At 70.3% G+C, this 16932-nt stretch carries 16 protein-coding genes and 1 pseudogene; 5 read left to right on the top strand and 12 right to left on the bottom strand.

The window, feature by feature from the left end; genetic code table 11:
• Window positions 1–139: 139 nt before the first annotated feature.
• Entirely contained in the window at window positions 140–724 is a 585-nt protein-coding gene (locus Actob_RS29050; protein WP_284915023.1) for a GNAT family N-acetyltransferase, read from the bottom strand.
• 584 nt (window positions 725–1308) lie between these two features.
• Between Actob_RS29050 and Actob_RS29045 the strand changes: the two genes are divergently transcribed.
• Window positions 1309–1881, top strand: coding sequence for a TetR/AcrR family transcriptional regulator (locus Actob_RS29045; protein WP_284915022.1), 573 nt, complete (start codon window positions 1309–1311; stop codon window positions 1879–1881).
• Window positions 1882–2086: 205 nt separating this feature from the next.
• Here Actob_RS29045 and Actob_RS29040 read toward each other — a convergent pair whose 3' ends face one another.
• The 9 genes and pseudogenes from Actob_RS29040 to Actob_RS29000 all read right to left on the bottom strand — a co-directional run bounded on the left by Actob_RS29040 (window position 2087) and on the right by Actob_RS29000 (window position 10907).
• A complete protein-coding gene (locus Actob_RS29040; protein WP_284915021.1) occupies window positions 2087–2560 on the bottom strand; it encodes a hypothetical protein in 474 nt (157 codons plus the stop codon).
• A gap of 194 nt (window positions 2561–2754) precedes the next feature.
• Window positions 2755–3498 (bottom strand): annotated as a pseudogene (locus Actob_RS29035) (response regulator transcription factor); the annotation flags it as partial.
• A gap of 230 nt (window positions 3499–3728) precedes the next feature.
• Window positions 3729–4886, bottom strand: a complete 1158-nt coding sequence (locus Actob_RS29030; RefSeq protein ID WP_284915020.1) for a sensor histidine kinase — start codon at window positions 4884–4886, stop codon at window positions 3729–3731.
• 229 nt (window positions 4887–5115) lie between these two features.
• Window positions 5116–5907 carry a GntR family transcriptional regulator gene (locus tag Actob_RS29025; protein ID WP_284922401.1) on the bottom strand — a complete coding sequence of 264 codons (792 nt, stop codon included), beginning with the start codon at window positions 5905–5907 and terminating at the stop codon, window positions 5116–5118.
• 77 nt (window positions 5908–5984) lie between these two features.
• Window positions 5985–7097 (bottom strand): hypothetical protein, encoded by a 1113-nt coding sequence (locus Actob_RS29020; protein ID WP_284915019.1) that lies wholly within the window; start codon window positions 7095–7097, stop codon window positions 5985–5987.
• A 62-nt stretch (window positions 7098–7159) separates the two neighbouring features.
• On the bottom strand, window positions 7160–7354 hold the full coding sequence (locus Actob_RS29015; protein WP_284915018.1) for a DUF397 domain-containing protein: 195 nt from the start codon (window positions 7352–7354) through the stop codon (window positions 7160–7162).
• 17 nt (window positions 7355–7371) lie between these two features.
• Window positions 7372–8310 carry a helix-turn-helix domain-containing protein gene (locus tag Actob_RS29010; protein WP_284915017.1) on the bottom strand — a complete coding sequence of 313 codons (939 nt, stop codon included), beginning with the start codon at window positions 8308–8310 and terminating at the stop codon, window positions 7372–7374.
• Window positions 8311–8822: 512 nt separating this feature from the next.
• Window positions 8823–9236, bottom strand: coding sequence for a DUF6232 family protein (locus Actob_RS29005; RefSeq protein ID WP_284915016.1), 414 nt, complete (start codon window positions 9234–9236; stop codon window positions 8823–8825).
• Window positions 9237–10037: 801 nt separating this feature from the next.
• Window positions 10038–10907, bottom strand: coding sequence for a PAC2 family protein (locus Actob_RS29000; protein WP_284915015.1), 870 nt, complete (start codon window positions 10905–10907; stop codon window positions 10038–10040).
• A 182-nt stretch (window positions 10908–11089) separates the two neighbouring features.
• Here Actob_RS29000 and Actob_RS28995 point away from each other — a divergent pair, with 182 nt between their 5' ends.
• The 3 genes from Actob_RS28995 to Actob_RS28985 are packed head-to-tail and all read left to right on the top strand — an operon-like array spanning window position 11090 to window position 12469.
• Window positions 11090–11644: a hypothetical protein gene (locus tag Actob_RS28995; protein WP_284915014.1), complete on the top strand. Its 555-nt coding sequence runs from the start codon at window positions 11090–11092 to the stop codon at window positions 11642–11644.
• Between the two features lie 58 nt (window positions 11645–11702).
• Complete coding sequence (locus Actob_RS28990; protein ID WP_284915013.1) at window positions 11703–12032, top strand: ArsR/SmtB family transcription factor; 330 nt, start codon at window positions 11703–11705, stop codon at window positions 12030–12032.
• Complete coding sequence (locus Actob_RS28985; protein ID WP_284915012.1) at window positions 12029–12469, top strand: SRPBCC family protein; 441 nt, start codon at window positions 12029–12031, stop codon at window positions 12467–12469. Before Actob_RS28990 ends, Actob_RS28985 begins: the two co-directional genes overlap by 4 nt.
• Window positions 12470–12511: 42 nt before the next feature.
• On the opposite strand, the gene Actob_RS28980 is transcribed toward Actob_RS28985, so the two are convergent.
• Together Actob_RS28980 and Actob_RS28975 are read right to left on the bottom strand one after the other, a co-directional pair.
• Window positions 12512–15058, bottom strand: a complete 2547-nt coding sequence (locus Actob_RS28980) for an ABC transporter permease (RefSeq protein ID WP_284915011.1) — start codon at window positions 15056–15058, stop codon at window positions 12512–12514.
• Window positions 15058–15825, bottom strand: coding sequence for an ABC transporter ATP-binding protein (locus Actob_RS28975; RefSeq protein ID WP_284915010.1), 768 nt, complete (start codon window positions 15823–15825; stop codon window positions 15058–15060). Before Actob_RS28975 ends, Actob_RS28980 begins: the two co-directional genes overlap by 1 nt.
• A 306-nt stretch (window positions 15826–16131) precedes the next feature.
• Between Actob_RS28975 and Actob_RS28970 the strand changes: the two genes are divergently transcribed.
• Window positions 16132–16833, top strand: a complete 702-nt coding sequence (locus Actob_RS28970) for a neutral zinc metallopeptidase (RefSeq protein WP_284915009.1) — start codon at window positions 16132–16134, stop codon at window positions 16831–16833.
• The last annotated feature ends 99 nt before the right edge of the window (window positions 16834–16932 follow it).

The following is a 16932-nucleotide window of genomic DNA, read 5'->3' as shown; positions in this document are numbered from 1 at the left end:
GGGTCTGAGCCGTTTCCGGCCCGCCGCGGGGGATGGCCGTCGGGTGGCCGTGTTCGGGTGGCCGTGTTCGGGTGGCCGCATTCGGTGGCCGCATTCGGGTAGCCGCGGTCCGGATCCGCCGCGGGCTCGGCCGGCGCTGTCACAGGCAGGCGACCGGGGCGAGTCCCGGCGCGGCGAGCTCGCGCAGATAGGTCTGACCGACGAGATCCGCCCCGAAGACGCGCTGCGGTTCCTCCCTGATCAGCCGGAAGCCCCGTCGCAGGTAGATGTGCCGCGCCGCGACCAGCGGATCCGTCGTCCACAGTCGCATCCGCTCATACCCGGTCGCCGTCGCGAACTCCAGGCAGGTGTCGACCAGCCGCCCGCCCAGCCCGACCCCGCGCCCCTCCGGATGCACCAGCAGCACCCGCAGCACCGCCGTCCCCGGCTCGTCCCCGGCGACGCAGAGCACGCACCCGACTCGCCGCCCGTCCAACTCGGCGATCCACCCCGCTTCCCGCTCCGGATCATGCCCGGCGGCGAAGTCCGCCATGATCCGCGCGACCAGCCCCTCGAAACTGGTGTCCCACCCGTACTCGCGCGCATACAACTCGCCGTGCGCCTGCACCACCCAGCCAAGGTCCCCAGGCTCGCCGAGCCGTCTGACCGTCACGCCCATCGCGCCACCTCCGCGGCCCAGCTGAGATCCGCCGGTCTGCCGGATCGCTTGATCGTCAGGCGCCATCTCGCCACCTCCGTGACCTGGCCGAGGTTCTGCGGCGGGCCGGCTCGCCGATCGTCGCGCGTCATCTCGCCACCTCCGTCACCTGGCGCGTCATCTCGCCACCTCCGTCACCTGGCGCGTCATCTCGCCACCTCCGTGACCTGGCCGAGGTTCTGCGGCGGGCCGGCTCGCCGATCGTCGCGCGTCATCTCGCCACCTCCGTCACCTGGCGCGTCATCTCGCCACCTCCGTGACCTGGCCGAGGTTCTGCGGCGGGCCGGCTCGCCGATCGTCGCGCGTCATCTCGCCACCTCCGTGACCTGGCCGAGGTTCTGCGGCGGGCCGGCTCGCCGATCGTCGCGCGTCATCTCGCCACCTCCGTCACCTGGCGCGTCATCTCGCCACCTCCGTGACCTGGCCGAGGTTCTGCGGCGGGCCGGCTCGCCGATCGTCGCGCGTCATCTCGCCACCTCCGTCACCTGGCGCGTCATCTCGCCACCTCCGTGACCTGGCCGAGGTTCTGCGGCGGACCGGGTCGCCGATCGTCGCGCGTCATCTCGCCACCTCTTTCACTGAAACACTCGTTTCAGTCGGATACTAGCCCGATGGCCGACACCTCGACAGCTCCCTCGGCACGCCACACCGAACTCCTGGAGCTCGCCTACGGCTACGTGCGCCGCCACGGACTCACCGACCTGTCGCTGCGCCCGCTCGCCGCCGAGATCGGCTCCAGCCCCCGGGTGCTCCTCTTCCTCTTCGGCAGCAAGGACGGCCTGGTCCGGGCCCTGCTGGCCCGCGCCCGCCAGGACGAACTGGAACTCCTGCGCAATCTCCGCGATCAGGTCCCACCTCCGGCCGGCCTGCCGGCCGCCGGCGAACGCATCTGGTCCTGGTTGAGCGACCCGGCGCACCGTCCGCTTCTCATCATGTGGCTTGAGGCGTACGCCCACTCCCTGGTCGACCCGGACGGCCCCTGGTCCCACTTCGCGGCCGATACCGTCACCGACTGGCTCGACGTGCTCGCCGCCGCCCAGCCCCCCACCGAACGCGACACCCCCGAAGCCCTGGCCCGCCGCACAGGCCTCCTGGCCGTCCTCCGCGGCGCCTTGATCGACCTCCTGGCCACCGGCGACAGGTCCCGAACCACCGCCGCCGTCCACCAGCACCTACGTCCGTGATCTCGTCGTCCGTGAGCGCCTGCGCCTGTGATCTCGTCGTCCGTGAGCGCCTGCGCCTGTGATCTCGTCGTCCGTGAGCGCCTGCGTCCGTGATCTCGTCGTCCGCGAGCGCCTGCGTCCGTGACCTCATCGTCCGCCAGCACCTGCGGCCGCTGGTCCGCAACTGCTTCTCGCCCGGGGCAACCGGTGTAGAGAACCGGCAGGGTCAGACCGCGGCGGGTTGCAGTGGGACGGCTCGATGGCGACGGATCAACCAGCCGGCGTGCAGCACCAGGTTGAGGACCGGCGTGATCATCGCGATGAGCGGGAACCAGTTCGACCAGCTGTCGCCCAGATAACCGGTGAAGGCCAGCAACGAGCCGGGCAGCCCCCAGGCCAGCAGATAGAAGCCGAGGAACCCGGCTCCGATGTTCGCGTCGATCTGCGGTTCCCTCCACACGGTCACGAACACCCAGATCATCGGGAGCACCGCGAGCACATGGGCCAGGAACACCATCCAGGTCCCGCGCGTGCGCCGCCAGGCCAGCAACCCCCAAGCGGCCAAGTTCACCGCCAGCACCGCCCAGGCCAGCACCGCCGACGGATAACCCCCGGCCACGAAGATCAGCATCATCCCGATCGTCACCACGAGGTGTAGAGCGATCAGCAACCCGGTACCGGCCCGGACAAGAATCCGCACGTCATTCCCCCGTCTCACCCATGATCAGCGGCATCCTAGGCCCCGCCCGCCAGATGCCTGCAACAACGTTCCTGCCGTCACGCCTCCATCCCGCTGTCAACCCCGTCGCGTCAGCCACCGCTCTCTGTGCGCGCCCCTTGAACACCCCTCCCGGCCACCGTCGATCGGGCGTCGGTCGCAGCGATCGCGCCGCCGAGCAGTTCCGCGTCGTGCACCAGCAGGGCGATCTGGACCCGGTTGTTCAGGTCGAGCTTGGTCAGCAGCCGGGACACGTGACCTTTCACCGTCGGGATGCCCATGCCCAGCTCGGAGGCGATCTCGGCATTCGAGTAGCCGCGCCCGACCAGCATCCCCACCTCTGTCTCTCGCTCGCTGAGAGCGGCCAGCCGGGTACGCGCCCGTGCCCGGCGAGTGCCGGCGGCCGGATCCGCCACGTGGTCGATCAACCGCCGGATCGCCGTAGGGGAGAGGATCGCCTTGCCTGCGGCGACCGTCCGCACCGCTGCCAGAATCTCCCGCGGCGGCGTGTCCTTGAGCAGGAACCCACTGGCCCCGCCGCGCAGCGCCTCCAGCACATACTCGTCCGCGTCGAACGTGGTCAGCACGATCACCTGCGGTGCTTTCGACCTCTGCCGGATCCGCCGGGTAGCGACCAGCCCGTCCACCCGCGGCATCCGGATGTCCATCAGCATCACGTCCGGCCAGTGCGCGTCGGCAACCCGCATCGCCTCGTCACCGTCACCGGCCTCAGCCACCACCTCGATCTCCGGCGACCCGCCCACCAGGATGCGCAATCCGGCCCGCACCAGCGGATCGTCATCCACAATCGCCAGCCGGACAGGCCGATCAACCGTCGCCTCGCCCAAGGCCGCCCCCTCGTCGCCCAGAGCCATGCCGGCTCCGTTGCTGCCAGCTCCGAGCCCGTTGGCACCGCCGATCTCGGGCTCGGCCGCGTTGGCTTCGCCAGTGTTCGGCGCGGGCGGGTTGGTCTCGCCATTGAGTCCAAGCCTGGTCGTTCCGTCGGGACCAGATCCCGTCATGTTGGCCTCGTCGATGCCGGACCTCAAGGTGTTCGCTTCTCCGGTGCTTGCTCTGGACCTGCCGGCTTCGCGGGTGCTGGGTCCGGCTGTGCTGATTCGGTCGGCGAGTTGAGCCTCGTCGTGTGTGGTCATGCCGGCCATGGCAGCTCCGCCTCTAGTCGGAAGACGCCGTCGTGGGATCCGTAGCGGAAGTCGCCACCAGCCAGCGCTACCCGTTCGCCGATCCCGACCAGACCGAGGCCGGCACTGGAGGAGGCGGCGATGGGCGTACCGGAAATGGGGTTGCTGATGGTGATCCGCAGGCCGTGGCCTGCGCCGCCTTCCATGCGCACCGCGGCCGTCGGCTCCGATCCGTGCTTGCGGGCGTTGGTAAGGCCCTCCTGGACGATCCGATAGGCCGTCCGGCCGAGCACCACCGGTGGTCCGTCGACCGGCACCGCGCTGTCGAACCCGACCACCATCCCGGCCGCCCGCACGCTCGCCACCAGGTCGTCGATGTCGGCGAGCCCCGGCTGTGGTGGCTCGGGGCGTCCTCGCGGCACCCCGACCACCGCCCGCAACTCCTCGAGGGCCTCGTGCGCGCTGGTCCGGATCGCGCCCGCCGCGACCGTCAGCTCCTCCGGCCGCAGCGTGTCACGCACCTCGAGCGCTCCGGCGTGCAGGCTGATCAGCGACATCCGGTGGGCCAGCACGTCATGCATCTCGCGGGCGATCCGGGCTCGCTCGGCGAGCCGGGCCTGCTCCTCACGCAGGTGCTGCTCCGCCTCCAGCCGCGCGGCGTGCTCCCGCAGCGAGGTGGTGAGCCGACGATAGGCCTGCACGAACTGGCCCCAACCCAGGGCCGCCGCCGTGACCAGGAAGCGGACCAGGTAATCCACCCAGACGTCGAAGGCCGGATGCTGCTGTAGCAGGTAATAGACGCCGCTGGTGAGCACGTTGACCGCGCCGAGGCCCAGCAGCAGCGGCAGCCTCAGCCGGATCGCCGCGCTGAACAGCGCCACCAGGATCGGCCCGGTGACCGCCACGGAGACGGCTCCGAACGGGAGCAGCGCGATGACCAGCGCGAGAGGCCATCGGCGCCGCACCAGCAGGGCTCCGGCGCCGGCCACACCGATCGTGAGATCGAGCTGCCAGGGGATCGCGGCACCTGGCTGGCGGGTGTCGCCGAGCAACATCATCGTCGAGCCGTAGAGCAGCGCGACGACGATCGCTATGACGTCGGCGAGCCGGTCCCGAGCGGCGGCCCGGGGGCTGCCGGGATCGGGAACCAGCAGACGGAAGAGCATGCGGCGAGCCTAGGTCGCGCCCTGACGCCGCCGCACCCGTCGAAAGTAGGGGTTCTTTTTATAACTTTCAGGAGATGCTCTGGCCATGGCCGTCGGGCGAGCCTTGATGCGTGCCGATACGAACCTTCGCCGAAGGAGGGCGTCTTGCTCGTCGAAACGGTAGCGGCAATCGCCGGGGACGCTCGCGCGTCGCAGAGTCCACTGACGACCGGTGATTTCGGGTTTGCGGTCAGGCCAGGGCCAGGCCCGGGTCAGGGTCGGGGTCAGGAGAGGGGGACGGGATGCGGTATTCCTCGGTCAGCGTGGTCATCGGGCCCGGCCAGGTGGCTTGAGCGACTTCGATCGGCTTACGGGTTTCGTCGAAGGCGACGTGAAGGAGGTGCAGGACAGGAGTGTCCGGGCGGATCTGCAGGATCTCCGCCTCCTCGCGGCTGGGCTGCCGAGCGGTGATCGTGTCTGTCGCCGAAGTGTAGCGGCGGCCGAGCACGTCCTCGGCCTCCTGATACAACGGCCGGCCGAACGCTTCCGGGCGCTCCAGGCTGGTGCCGCTGGCATCGGTGACCCGGAACCATGACGCACCCACCTCCACGGTGGCTTCGTCGGTGCGCACGATGTGTCGACGGACCAGCAGTTCGGTGCCGTCACGGACCCCGAAGGCGTCGGCGACCTCGGACGGGGCAGCCTCTCGGCTGACGCCGACCAACTGCTGGCGGTAACGGGCGGCGAGGTCGGCGTGGTAGCCGCGGTGGGCACCGTAGCGGCCGCGGGAGAGGCGGTTGAGACGGCGGCGGGTGCCGCGGACGTAGGTTCCGGAGCCGGGTTTGGTGATCAGTACGCCTTCGACCCGGAGCTGGTCGACGGCACGTTGCACCGTCTGCTTGGCTACGCCGAAGGTCTCGGCGATGGCCGGGATGGACGGAAGGCGCTCGCCCGGCTGCCAGTCGCCGCGGCGGACGCGTTCGCGTAGTTGAGCTGCGATCTGCCGGTGCGGGAACTCGGCAGCGCCCGGATTGATCGTCATTACGGACCCCCTCCAGCAACCGCCGCTCGCGGCGCGGCGACCGTTTTCGGTCACCGCCCCGCGTGGCGGTGACCCGTTCACCGGCTACCGCTCGCGGGGCGGAAGCCGTTCCGGCCAGCTACCGCCCGTGGCGGGAAGCGGGTCCGGACGGCCACCGCTCGTGAAAGCCGTTCCGGCCAGCTGCCGCTCGCGGGGCGGAGGCCGTTCCAATCGGCTACCGCTCGCGAGGCGGGAGCCGATCCGACCAGCTGCCGCTCGCGGGGCGGAAGCCCGTTCCAATCGGCTACCGCTCGCGGCGCGGAAGCCATTCCGGACGGCCGCCGTTCGCGGTACGGAAGCCGTTCCGGGTGGCCGTCGCACTGCGGAGCGGACGCCGTCGACCAGCGACTGCTCCGCGGTGCGCCGGCCTTGAAGGACGGCCACCGTTCGCGGGCGGTGGCCGTCGATCTCTTTGGCGCTCGCGACACGTCAAAGGGGAACGGATGTCTAGCTAGGTTCCTAGGATGCGTTAGGCGGTGTGAATCGGCGAGTCGACACGCGGGGGAGGGCTCGGAAATACGCGACGAACTCGCGCCCCTTGTGGGAGGGCAGTGCGGGATGCCGGCACGTATTCGCGTGGATGGGTTTGACGCAATAGCGCCGGTGGGATGGTTGCGTTCTTGGCAGCCGCACGGCAGCAGGTGGACCTTATGGCTGGGCGTTGCTGTATCCCGGCGCTGGTTGCTCGATATTCGGGACTTGGGGGGCAGCGCGGACAGGGCGGGCAGGGCGGGCAGCGCGGACAGGGCGGGCAGGGCGGGCAGCGCGGACAGGGCGGGCAGCGCGGACAGGGCGGACAGGGCGGGCAGGGCGGGCAGGGCGGGCAGGGCGGGCAGGGCGGGCAGGGCGGGCAGCGCGGGCAGCGCGGACAGGGCGGACAGGGCGGGCAGGGCGCGCAGCGCGGGCAGGGCGGGCAGGGCGGACAGGGCGGACAGGGCGGGCAGCGCGGGCAGCGCGGACAGGGCGGACAGGGCGGACAGGGCGGACAGGGCGGGCAGGGCGCGCAGCGCGGACAGGGCGGACAGGGCGGACAGGGCGGACAGGGCGGGCAGGGCGGACAGGGCGGGCAGGGCGCGCAGCGCGGACAGGGCGGACAGGGCGGGCAGGGCGGGCAGCGCGGGCAGCGCGGGCAGCGCGGGCAGCGCGGACATGAGAGAAGCCGGCCGCTCTGTGACGGGCGGCCGGCTTCCGGTGTGACGAATGACGTGACGAGTCAGGTGGGCATCGCGGCGCCGGTGGCGATGCGGTCCAGGAAGGCGTTCCAGTCGGTGCGGGAAAATCTCAGGTACGGCTGATCGATGTTCTTGCTGTCCCGCACCGCGATGTCGGGACCGATCGCCGCCACTTCCACGCACGATCCGCTCGCGCAGAACGTGCTGCGCTCCCACCTCATTGTGGTCTCGGCCATTTCTCCCTCTCCTCGGTTCAACTAACCCCATCGGGCGCGGAGGCCGCTCTTGCGATCCTCGCGCGCAGGTCGTAGGCGCGGGCCAGAATCAGCGCCTGGCTGGCGTCCTCGTCGAGTGCCTTGCTCCAGAACCGTTCGAAGATCGCTCGGTGGTAGCGGACCTGGTCGAGGTCCTGCACCAGCTGGTCCCAGAGATAGCCCTCCTGGTAGAGGACCGCGTCCTGCGGGTCGTCACTGAGGTCGAGGACCACGAAGGCGCCGGAGGCGCTCATCATCGTGCCGACGTCCATCGGCAGGACGCGGACCTGCACGTTACGGCGTTGTGCGGTACGCGCCAGGTCGTCGAACTGGTCGGCGGCGGTGAGCTGGCCGCCGACCGCGCGCCAGAGGATCGACTCGTCGAGGAGCACGCGGTACTCCGGCGAATTCTCCTGCTCGATGACGGCCCGCCGGCGTCGCAGCCGCACCTCGTGGCGGACCCGCCGCTGGTCCTCGGTGAGGCTCTCGTCGAACCAGCCGAGGTGCGCCTCGGCCGACGCCGGCGTCTGCAGCACCCCCGGCATCAGGGCGATCTGATAGTCGCGGATGACAGTGGCCCGCAGCTCGAACTGCATCAACTGGAGCAGGCCGGGCGGAAGGTACTCCCGGTGCTCCTGAGCCGTCCAATACCGCTCGCGCCGAGCGGCCCGGGCGTCGTCGAGCAGGGCGGCAGTGTGCTCGCCGTCGGCGACACCGTAGAGCCCGAGGGCCGCGCGCAGGTCGGTCGGCGTGATGGTCACCTCGCCGAGCTCGATGCGCTGCAGCTTGGAGAGCGACCAGCCGAGCCGCTGTGCCACCTCGGACTGGCTCAGCCCCGCGTGGTCCCGCGCGGCGCGGAGGGCAAGGCGAACTCGCCGCCTGGCGACGGCCGGCAACTCGTCGCGCACCGACTCCATCTCGTCCGTGCCCGCTCCCATCCCGTCGGAAGCCCCGGCCTGGAGCGAACCTTGCACCTGGGCAAATCGGATCCACCTGCCATACGGCAGTTAGTGCTGCCGCTTCCAGCGTCCCACACAATACTCGCCCGGACATTTCGGACATCGAGTGGGTTGGGCGGCGTGTTTTCCCTGGTCAAACCCGAGCATGAAGCCGAGCCGAAGCCCGAGCATGAAGCCGAGCCGAAGCCCGAGCATGAAGCCGAGCCGAAGGCGGAGCCGCATGCCGCACATGCGGCTCCCATCGGTCTCCCCGGCCGGCCGTGGTCCGGGAGATGGTCAGGCGCGGCAAGCGCCGCGCCGGGCGGGTTACGGCGGTGGATGGGTCAGACCCGGCGAAACCATCACCGGCCGCAACACTTCAGTAGGAGGCCCGTGCCGGCAAGACCATCACCGACCGTAGCGCTCCGGTAGGAGGGCCAGGCCGGTGAGAGCATCACCGGCCGCTACGCTCCAGCGGGGGCCGGCCGGCAAGACGATCACCGGCAGGACCGTCACTGACCGCGGTACTCCAGGCAGCGCACGAGGCCCCGGCAGAAGCCCTCGAACTCACCCTGATTTCTGGAGGCGAAGATCTCCACTACCTCGCCGCGGTAGCCGGCGCGGACCTGCCACCAGCGCCTGCCAGCCTGCCCGCGCAGGCAGACCGCCGCGTAGAGCGACAGCCCGCTGAGCACCACGGCAGTCAGGACCATTGAGACCGGACCGATCACCGGCACTGCGACCGTGGCCGCCACCAGCGCGGACACCCCGATCACCCGCTGTCCGACCTCGGCCGGGCCGGGGTCGTGCCGGACGATGTGGACATCCACCAGTTCCGCCACGTTGAAACGGCGCAGGGCGGGGCGTGGCACCTCGACGACGCTGTGGGTGATCACCGCCCGCGGCCCCCGATAGAAGACCGGCAACTCACTCCCTCCCTTCCCGCTCGCACCCTGCCGCGCAGATGCGCGGCGGGGCTTGCACGCCGAGGAGAGGTGCAGAAAGATGGCGGACAACGGGACCTCCCTCCGCATGCGGACAAGAGGCCTTGGGCGGCACCCAGCGGCTACTGGGTGTCGCCTTTTCGTATATGACCCCCTGCCTAACCTGCGTTCAGTATGGGGGCGCGTGTCATCTGTCCGCTAGGCCTCTGAAAGCCTTATAGCTGATAGCAGGCCATTCACTCACGAGTACGCCGCCGGGAGCCGCCTGGCAAGCGCATGACCAGGCATTTCGGCGCGTAATCAGTGGGACTCGGGGTGTCGCGGCGAGAGCCGGGAATGGCAACTTTTCCGGCCAAACGGACGCGGACTCATCGGAGATCCCGGAATTTGCCGGAATCTCGGCGCCGCCGCGACAGTGCCATTCTTCGAAGACGCGGAATCGGATCTTGATGGCCGGAGCCGCGCAGCCGGAAATGAGAATCAGCAGGTCACGTCGGCTGGGCCGCGAATCGCTGGCCGGTCGGCCGAGATGTCGCGTCCGGCCTGCACGCTGTTCCATCTGTCCACGGGTGACCGCAGTCGCCTAAGGGCCATACTGCAGCTGAACGCCGCGAGGAGCGAGAAGGCTGAACGCCGCGACAAGCGAGAAGGCTGAACGCGGCGACGGGCGAGAAGGCTGAACGCCGCGACGGGCAAAAGGACGGCCGAGATGCTACAACCCGCGACGGACGAGAAGCCGGAAGCCGCGGTGGGCGCAACCGCCCACCGCAGCCCGCCGAACCGTTACCAGGAGCCGGCGGTGGGACCGGCCGACCCACCCCGCCGACGAAGGTACTTCTCGAACTCGCTGGCGATCTCGTCCCCGGTCAGCGGCTGGATCCCCGCATCCCCGGCCCGCTCCTCCAGCTCCCGCACGTAGTCCCCGAGCTCGGAGTCCTGCTCGGCGGCCACCCGCACCCGCTTTTCCCACTCGTCCGCCTGCTCCGCCAGGTCGGCCATTGGCACCGGCAGGTCGAGCACGTCCTCGATCCGGCTGAGCAGGGCCAGCGTCGCTTTCGGGCAGGGCGGGTTGTTGGCGTAGTGCGGGACGTGCACCCAGAACGACAGCGCGTCCAGCTCGGCCCGGGTGGCGGCCTCCTGCAGCACCCCGACGATGCCGGTCGGGCCGTCGTAGCGGGTCGGGACGACGTTGTACTTCTCGGCGATGTCCCGGTCCGAGGCGCTGCCGCTGATCGGCAGTGGGCGGGTGTAGGGCACGTCGGCGAGCAGCGCACCGAGCAGCACGATCCGATTGACCTCGAGGCTGTGGCAGATCTCCAGGACCGACTCGCAGAACGTGCGCCACCGCATGCTCGGCTCGATGCCGCGGATCAGCACCACGTCCCGGTCGCTGCCGGGCGGGCTGGCCACGGTGAACCGGGTGGTCGGCCACTCGATCTTGCGGGTCTCGCCCTCGGCCATCGTGATCGTGGGGCGGCTCACCTGGAAGTCGTAGAAGTCCTCGGGATCGATGCTGGTGACCTCACGGGCCTCCCAGACCTGCTCGAGGTGTTCCACGGCCGCGGTGGAAGCGTCCGCAGCATCGTTCCAGCCCTCGAAGGCGGCGATGGCCACGGGGGAGCGGAGCAGCGGAAGGCCGTCGAACTCAGTCATGAGACACAGCCTACGTGCGGCCCGGAGAACCCACCCGGGGGCCGCGCCGGAGATTCGCCGAGCGGGGAACCGCCTCGGCCGAACGTCTCGTTTCTGTCAGATTCGCATATTCCGGATAGGCGCCTCGGGGGTATCCGTCGATTCCCCCGGACCGGACGGTCGCCCGATCGGATAATTCCGTTATGACCAGCCACGTGGATCAGGTGCTCGGGCCGGCCGATGACACCGTCAGCTTCATGCAGCCGCGCGCCATGTTCTATGTGACAGTCCTCTGGGTGGTGGCCGCCGCGTGGACCGCGATGATCGCCGTCTACCTGCTCTTCGCCGTGGTGTTCGGGGCCCGGCTGGACGCCGCGGACATCGTGGTCTGCGCCGAGGTGGCGCTGATCGTCCCGGTGATCGTGTCGGCCCTGGTGCTGCTGGCGCTGTACCAGCGGCTGGGCTGGCTGCACACCTCGGTGCACGGCATCGACTTCGCCGCGACCGGCCGCAAGCCGGTGCATCTGCCCTGGTCCGGGATCGCCTCGGTGGCGCTGCACGGGTGGGGGCCGTTCACCGAGCTGGTGGTGACGCCGATCGGTATGGACTACGCGCAGGTGCTCGACGGGCGCGGGCTGGCGCCGCGGGTGCGCCGGCGGGGCGGCGAGACGTCGTACGTCGTGGATGTCGGCCTGATGTCGCCGGGTCCGGACGTCCTCCTGGCGGAGCTGCACCGCCGCATCCCGTCCAAGGTTTGACGCGCGCCGCCGGCGCGGCTATGGTCTTAACCGCTCCGTTAATTAACGGGAGGGTTAAATGACCGACCGGCTCAGCGTGATCTTCGCAGCCCTGGCCGATCCGACGCGCCGGGCCATCCTGGCTCGGCTCGCCGAGGGCGAGGCGACAGTGACGGAGCTGGCCGAGCCGTTCGAGATCAGCCTCCCGGCGATCTCCCGGCATCTGAAGGTGCTGGAGAACGCCGGTCTGATCTCGCGCAGCCGGTCCGCCCAGTGGCGTTCCAGTCGCCTGGAGGCCGGTCCGCTGCGCGAGGCGACCGCGTGGATGGAGCGCTACCGCCGGTTCTGGGACGAGAATTTCGCGCGCCTGGACGCCCATCTCAAGCGCCTGCAGGAGGAGAAGCCATGACCGATCTCGTCATCACCCGAGTCTTCGACGCCCCCCGTGAGCTGGTCTATCGCGCCTTCGTCGACCCGGACCAGCTGGCCGCCTGGTTCGGCCCGGTGGGCTGGTCGGTGCCGCGGGACTCGATCGACATCGACCCGCGCCCGGGCGGAAGGCAGAAGTTCACCATGGTCAACGACGCCGACCCGTCGATGAGCTCGCCGGTGAACGCGACGTTCGTCGAGGTGGTGGAGAACGAGTTGCTGGTCGGCGAGGAGGACGTCCGCCACATCCCGGACTTCGGGGCGGACACGCTGCGGATGCGCATCGAGTTCTTCGACGAGGAGGGCGGTCGCACCCGGCTGGTGCTGACTCAGAGCCCGTTCCCGGCCGCGATGGCGGGCGGGGCGCGCGAGGGCTGGGGAAGCAGCTTCACCAAGCTCGACAAGATCCTGGGATGAGCGGTGGCGGGCCGGGAGACCGGCCCGCCACCGCCACCGGCCTCAGTCGTGCGCGATGGCGCCCAGGACGTTGAGCCGCGCGGCCCGGATGGCCGGGACCACCGCCGCCACCACCCCGACGATCGCGGCCAGCACCAGGTAGGTGCCCATCCGGCCCCAGGGCAGCACGATCTGGGTGATCCCGTCGTCCTTCAGGGCCCGGGTGACCGCTGACCCCATGCCGGCGCCGACCACGACGCCGAGCAGCGCGCCGAACACCGAGATCACCACCGCCTCCACGGTGATCATCCGCATGGTCTGCGCCCGGCCGAGGCCGACCGCGCGCAGCAGTCCCAGCTCGCGGGTGCGTTCCAGGACCGACAGCGCCAGGGTGTTGACCACGCCGAGGACCGCGATCAGGATGGCCAGCCCGAGCAGGATCTGGATCATCGTGATGATCTGGTCGAACTGCGCCGCCTGCTGGTCCACGAAGGTCGCCGAGTCGGTGGCGGCCACCTCGGGGCTGTCCGCCAGCAGCGCCTTGACCTGCGGCAGCACGGACGAGACGGCGACGCCGTCGTCGAGCCGGACGAAACCGAAGGTCGGCTGCGGGATACCGAAGTCCTTGATCGCCTGCTGCGGCAGGAACAGGTTGCCGGGCAGCGCGTCGTCCGGATAGACAGCGGCGATCGTGTATGTGTGCGGCTTCCCGCGCGACGCCTGGATCGTCACCTGGGAACCGGTCTGCCAGCCGTGCTCCTTGGCGTTGGGCTCCCCGACGGCGATCTGGTCCGGTCCGAGGGTGGTCAGCGCCGCGGCCGCCCCGGTCGTCCGGTACGCCTCGGTCAGCCCGGTGAAGTCGTCGGTGGCACTGGCGTACTCCCGCTTGCCGTCCGCGAGCACCAGGTCCTGGTAGAGCCCGGCCGCCGCGCGTACCCCGGGAATCGTCTTGGTCTTGTCGATGACCGCCGGGTCGTACGTCGGCGGCCGGGACCCGTTTTGATCCCCGCTGATCATGATCTCGGCCTTGAGGATCGAGGTGGCCTCCGCCTTGAGGCTGCTCTTCGCCGAGTCCATCACCACCGTCACGCCGGTCACCAGGGCGATCCCGATCATCAGGGCGGCCGCGGTGATCGCCGTCCGGCGCGGGTTGCGGCCCGAGTTGAGCCGGCCCAGCCGGCCCGGCAGCGACCAGGCGAAGAGCCGGCCGAGCAGCCCGATCACCGGTTTGCTGATCAGCGGGGTGAGCAGCGCGACGCCGATGAACGAGACCAGCACGCCACCGAGGATCAGCCACAGCGTGGCGTCGCCGGCGTCGGCGAACAGGCCGACACCCAGGGCGGCGGCGCCGGCCGAGAGCACCAGGGCGCCGGCGACGCTGAGCTTGGTGAGCGGCCGGTCCGGGATGCTCACCTCCTGCATCGCGGCGATCGGGGCGATCCGCGAGGCGCGCAGCGCGGGCAGCACCGCGGCGACCACCGTCACCACCAGGCCGACCAGGAAGGCGCTGATGATCGCGGCCGGCGGCACGCCGATCGAGGCCAGGTCCACGTCGGCGAACTTGCCGAACAGGGCGGCCAGCCCGGCGCCCGCGCCGACCCCGGCGGCCAGTCCGAGCACCGCCGCGACCAGGCCGATCGCGACCGCCTCGACCAGCACCGAGCCGATCACCTGACGACGGCTGGCGCCCATCGCGCGCAGCAGGGCCAGTTCCCGGGTCCGCTGGGCCACGATGATCGAGAAGGTGTTGAGGATCAGGAAGATCCCGACGAACAGCGCCACCCCGGCGAAGCCGAGCAGGATCTGGTTGAAGAAGCTCAGCCCCTCCTTGATGCTCGACGAGCTCTCGTCGGCCAGCTGCTTGCCGGTCTTCACGACATAGTCGGGGCCCAGGGCGGCGGCGACGCGATCACGCAACTCCGCAGGGCTGACGCCGTCGGCGGCCTGCACCACGACCGTCGAGTACGAGCCGGGCGCGCCGAGCATCAGCTTCTGCGCCACCGGGGTGGTGAAGGCGACCTCCTGCACGCCGCCGATGCTGTCCCGGTTGCCGGTGTAGCCCCAGATGCCGACCAGGGTGAACGTCTTCTTCGGCTCCAGGGTCAGCACGCCGACCCGGTCGCCGACCTTGAAGCCGGCCAGCTTGGCGGTGTTCGCGTTGACGGCGATCTCGTCGTCCGCCGTCGGGCCGCGGCCCTCGCGCAACTCCATCAGGTTGTCGGTGCCGGTCCAGTTCCCACCGAGCCGGGGCGGACCCTGTGAGGTGAGGACCTTGCCGTCGCTGCCGATCACCCGGGCGCCGTCGGCGTCCACCCGGCCGGTTGCCGACCGTACGCCGGCAAGGGTTTTGATCTTGTCGACGGTCGCCGCCGGAAGCGGCGCGGCGACCTCCTCGCCGTCCATCTCGCTGACCGCGACCTTGGGCTTCGCGCTGACCGACACGTCGGTCGCCGCGAACGCGTCCGCGAAGATCGAGTCGAAGGTGCGGTTGAGGGTGTCGGTGACCACGAAGGAGCCGGACACGAACATCACGCCCAGCACGACGGCGAGTCCGGAAAGGATCAGTCGCAGCTTGCGGGCGAGCAGGCTTTTCAGCGTGGCGCGCAGCATCAGAGCATCACCGGGTCGCCGTGCTTGTCCAGGCGCTTCATGGTGTCCAGCACGGTCTCCGCGGTCGGCTCGTGCAGCTCGTCGACGATGCTGCCGTCGGCCAGGAAGACCACCCGGTCGGCGTAACTGGCGGCGACCGGGTCGTGGGTGACCATCACGATGGTCTGGCCGTGCTCGCGGACCGAGGACCGCAGGAAGTTCAGCACCTCGGCGCCGGAGCGCGAGTCCAGGTTGCCGGTCGGCTCGTCCGCGAAGATCACGTCGGGGCGGCCCATCAGCGCCCGGGCGCAGGCCACGCGCTGCTGCTGGCCGCCGGAGAGCTGGCTGGGCCGGTGCCCGAGCCGGTCCCGCAGGCCGACCGTGTCGATCACGACGTCCCACCATCGCGGGTCCGGCTTGCGGCCGGCGATGTCCAGCGGCAGCCGGATGTTCTCCGCGGCGCTCAGCGTCGGCAGCAGGTTGAACTGCTGGAAGATGAAACCGATCCGGTCGCGGCGCAGCCGGGTCAGCGCCTTGTCGCCGAGCTTGCTGATCTCGGTGCCGCCCACGTGCACGGTGCCCTTGTCGACCGTGTCCAGCCCGGCGAGGCAGTGCATCAGCGTCGACTTGCCGCTGCCGGACGGCCCCATGATCGCCGTGAACCGGCCCCGGCCGAACTCGGCACTCACCCCGGCCAGCGCGGTCACCCGCGCCTCGCCGCTGCCGTAGACCTTCCAGATCTCGTCCGCGCGCGCCGCCACCTGCCCGCCGGCATTCGTCGCAGTCACCGTCGTTCTCCCCCTGAGTCATGGTCCGGCCGGGGCACGGTTGCCCCGGCCGGCCCGCTCAGTCTGTCGGCGGATCGGCCGCCCGGCGTCCGTCGCGTGGAGTAGCCCGACGCTGAGATTTCGCTGGGGGAGGCCACTTAGGCACCCTCAGGGTTGCCCCTGAGTGCTAAGACGTCTTTCGATCGCTCGCGGCCCGCTCCGGCTTCCGGTCGGTGCGTTTTCCGGTACGCCGTCATGACGTTTTCACGACGGCGGGTTCTGGGCACTCGCGTCTACCGTGGAGTACCCCCCGCTGGAGGAGGACGCATGTCCGCTCGGATCGCCGCCGTCCTGGTGTTGTTGCTGCTGGTGGGCTGCGGCGCGCTGCCTTCCGCCGACGACGATCCGGTGACGCGCCGGTCGACCCCGCGGGCCACCGGGTCCGTCGACCTCGACGGCACCGACACGCCCGAGGAGTTCGCCGCCGACATCGACGCGGCTCAGCGGGTCGCCGAGCAGTACTGGACCCGGGTGTTCGCGAAGTCCGGTGACCAGTTCGAGCCGGTGCGGGAGCTGGTTCCGTACGAGCGGGCCGGCGAGGTGTCCTGCGGCGACGAGCCGCTGCCGCTGAACAACGCCGCCTACTGCTCCCGCGGGGACTTCATCGCCTACGACGTGAACTGGGCGTTCGGGGTGTTCCGGCAGATCGGCGACGCGTTCCTGTACTACCTGCTCGGCCACGAGTACGCGCACGGCATCCAGGCGCGGCTCGGCATCCAGAAGGAGTTCACCATCCAGCAGGAGTTGCAGGCGGACTGCATGGCGGGGGCGTTCATCGGGGACCAGGCGCGGGCCCGGCAGCTGCGGCTGGACAAGGGCGACACCGACGAACTGGCCGAGGGACTGAAATCGGTCGGTGACGCGCCGGGGCAGCCGTGGTTCGCCGAGGGATCGCACGGGTCGCCGGAGATGCGGGTCAACGCGTTCGCCAACGGCTACCGGGACTCGCTGCGGTCCTGTGATCTGTGAGCCCCGATCGGGCGTTGTGAGCTGCGGAACACTGGTCGGTTCGGTGGTGCGGTGAGGACGCAGAATGGGCGTCCGGCTCACGTCTGACTTGGGGAGATT

Origin of the sequence: Actinoplanes oblitus (assembly GCF_030252345.1) — a bacterium.
Classification (GTDB): domain Bacteria; phylum Actinomycetota; class Actinomycetes; order Mycobacteriales; family Micromonosporaceae; genus Actinoplanes; species Actinoplanes oblitus.
The sequence above is the reverse complement of the archived record's forward strand: the minus strand, read 5'-3'. Positions and strand labels throughout refer to the sequence as shown.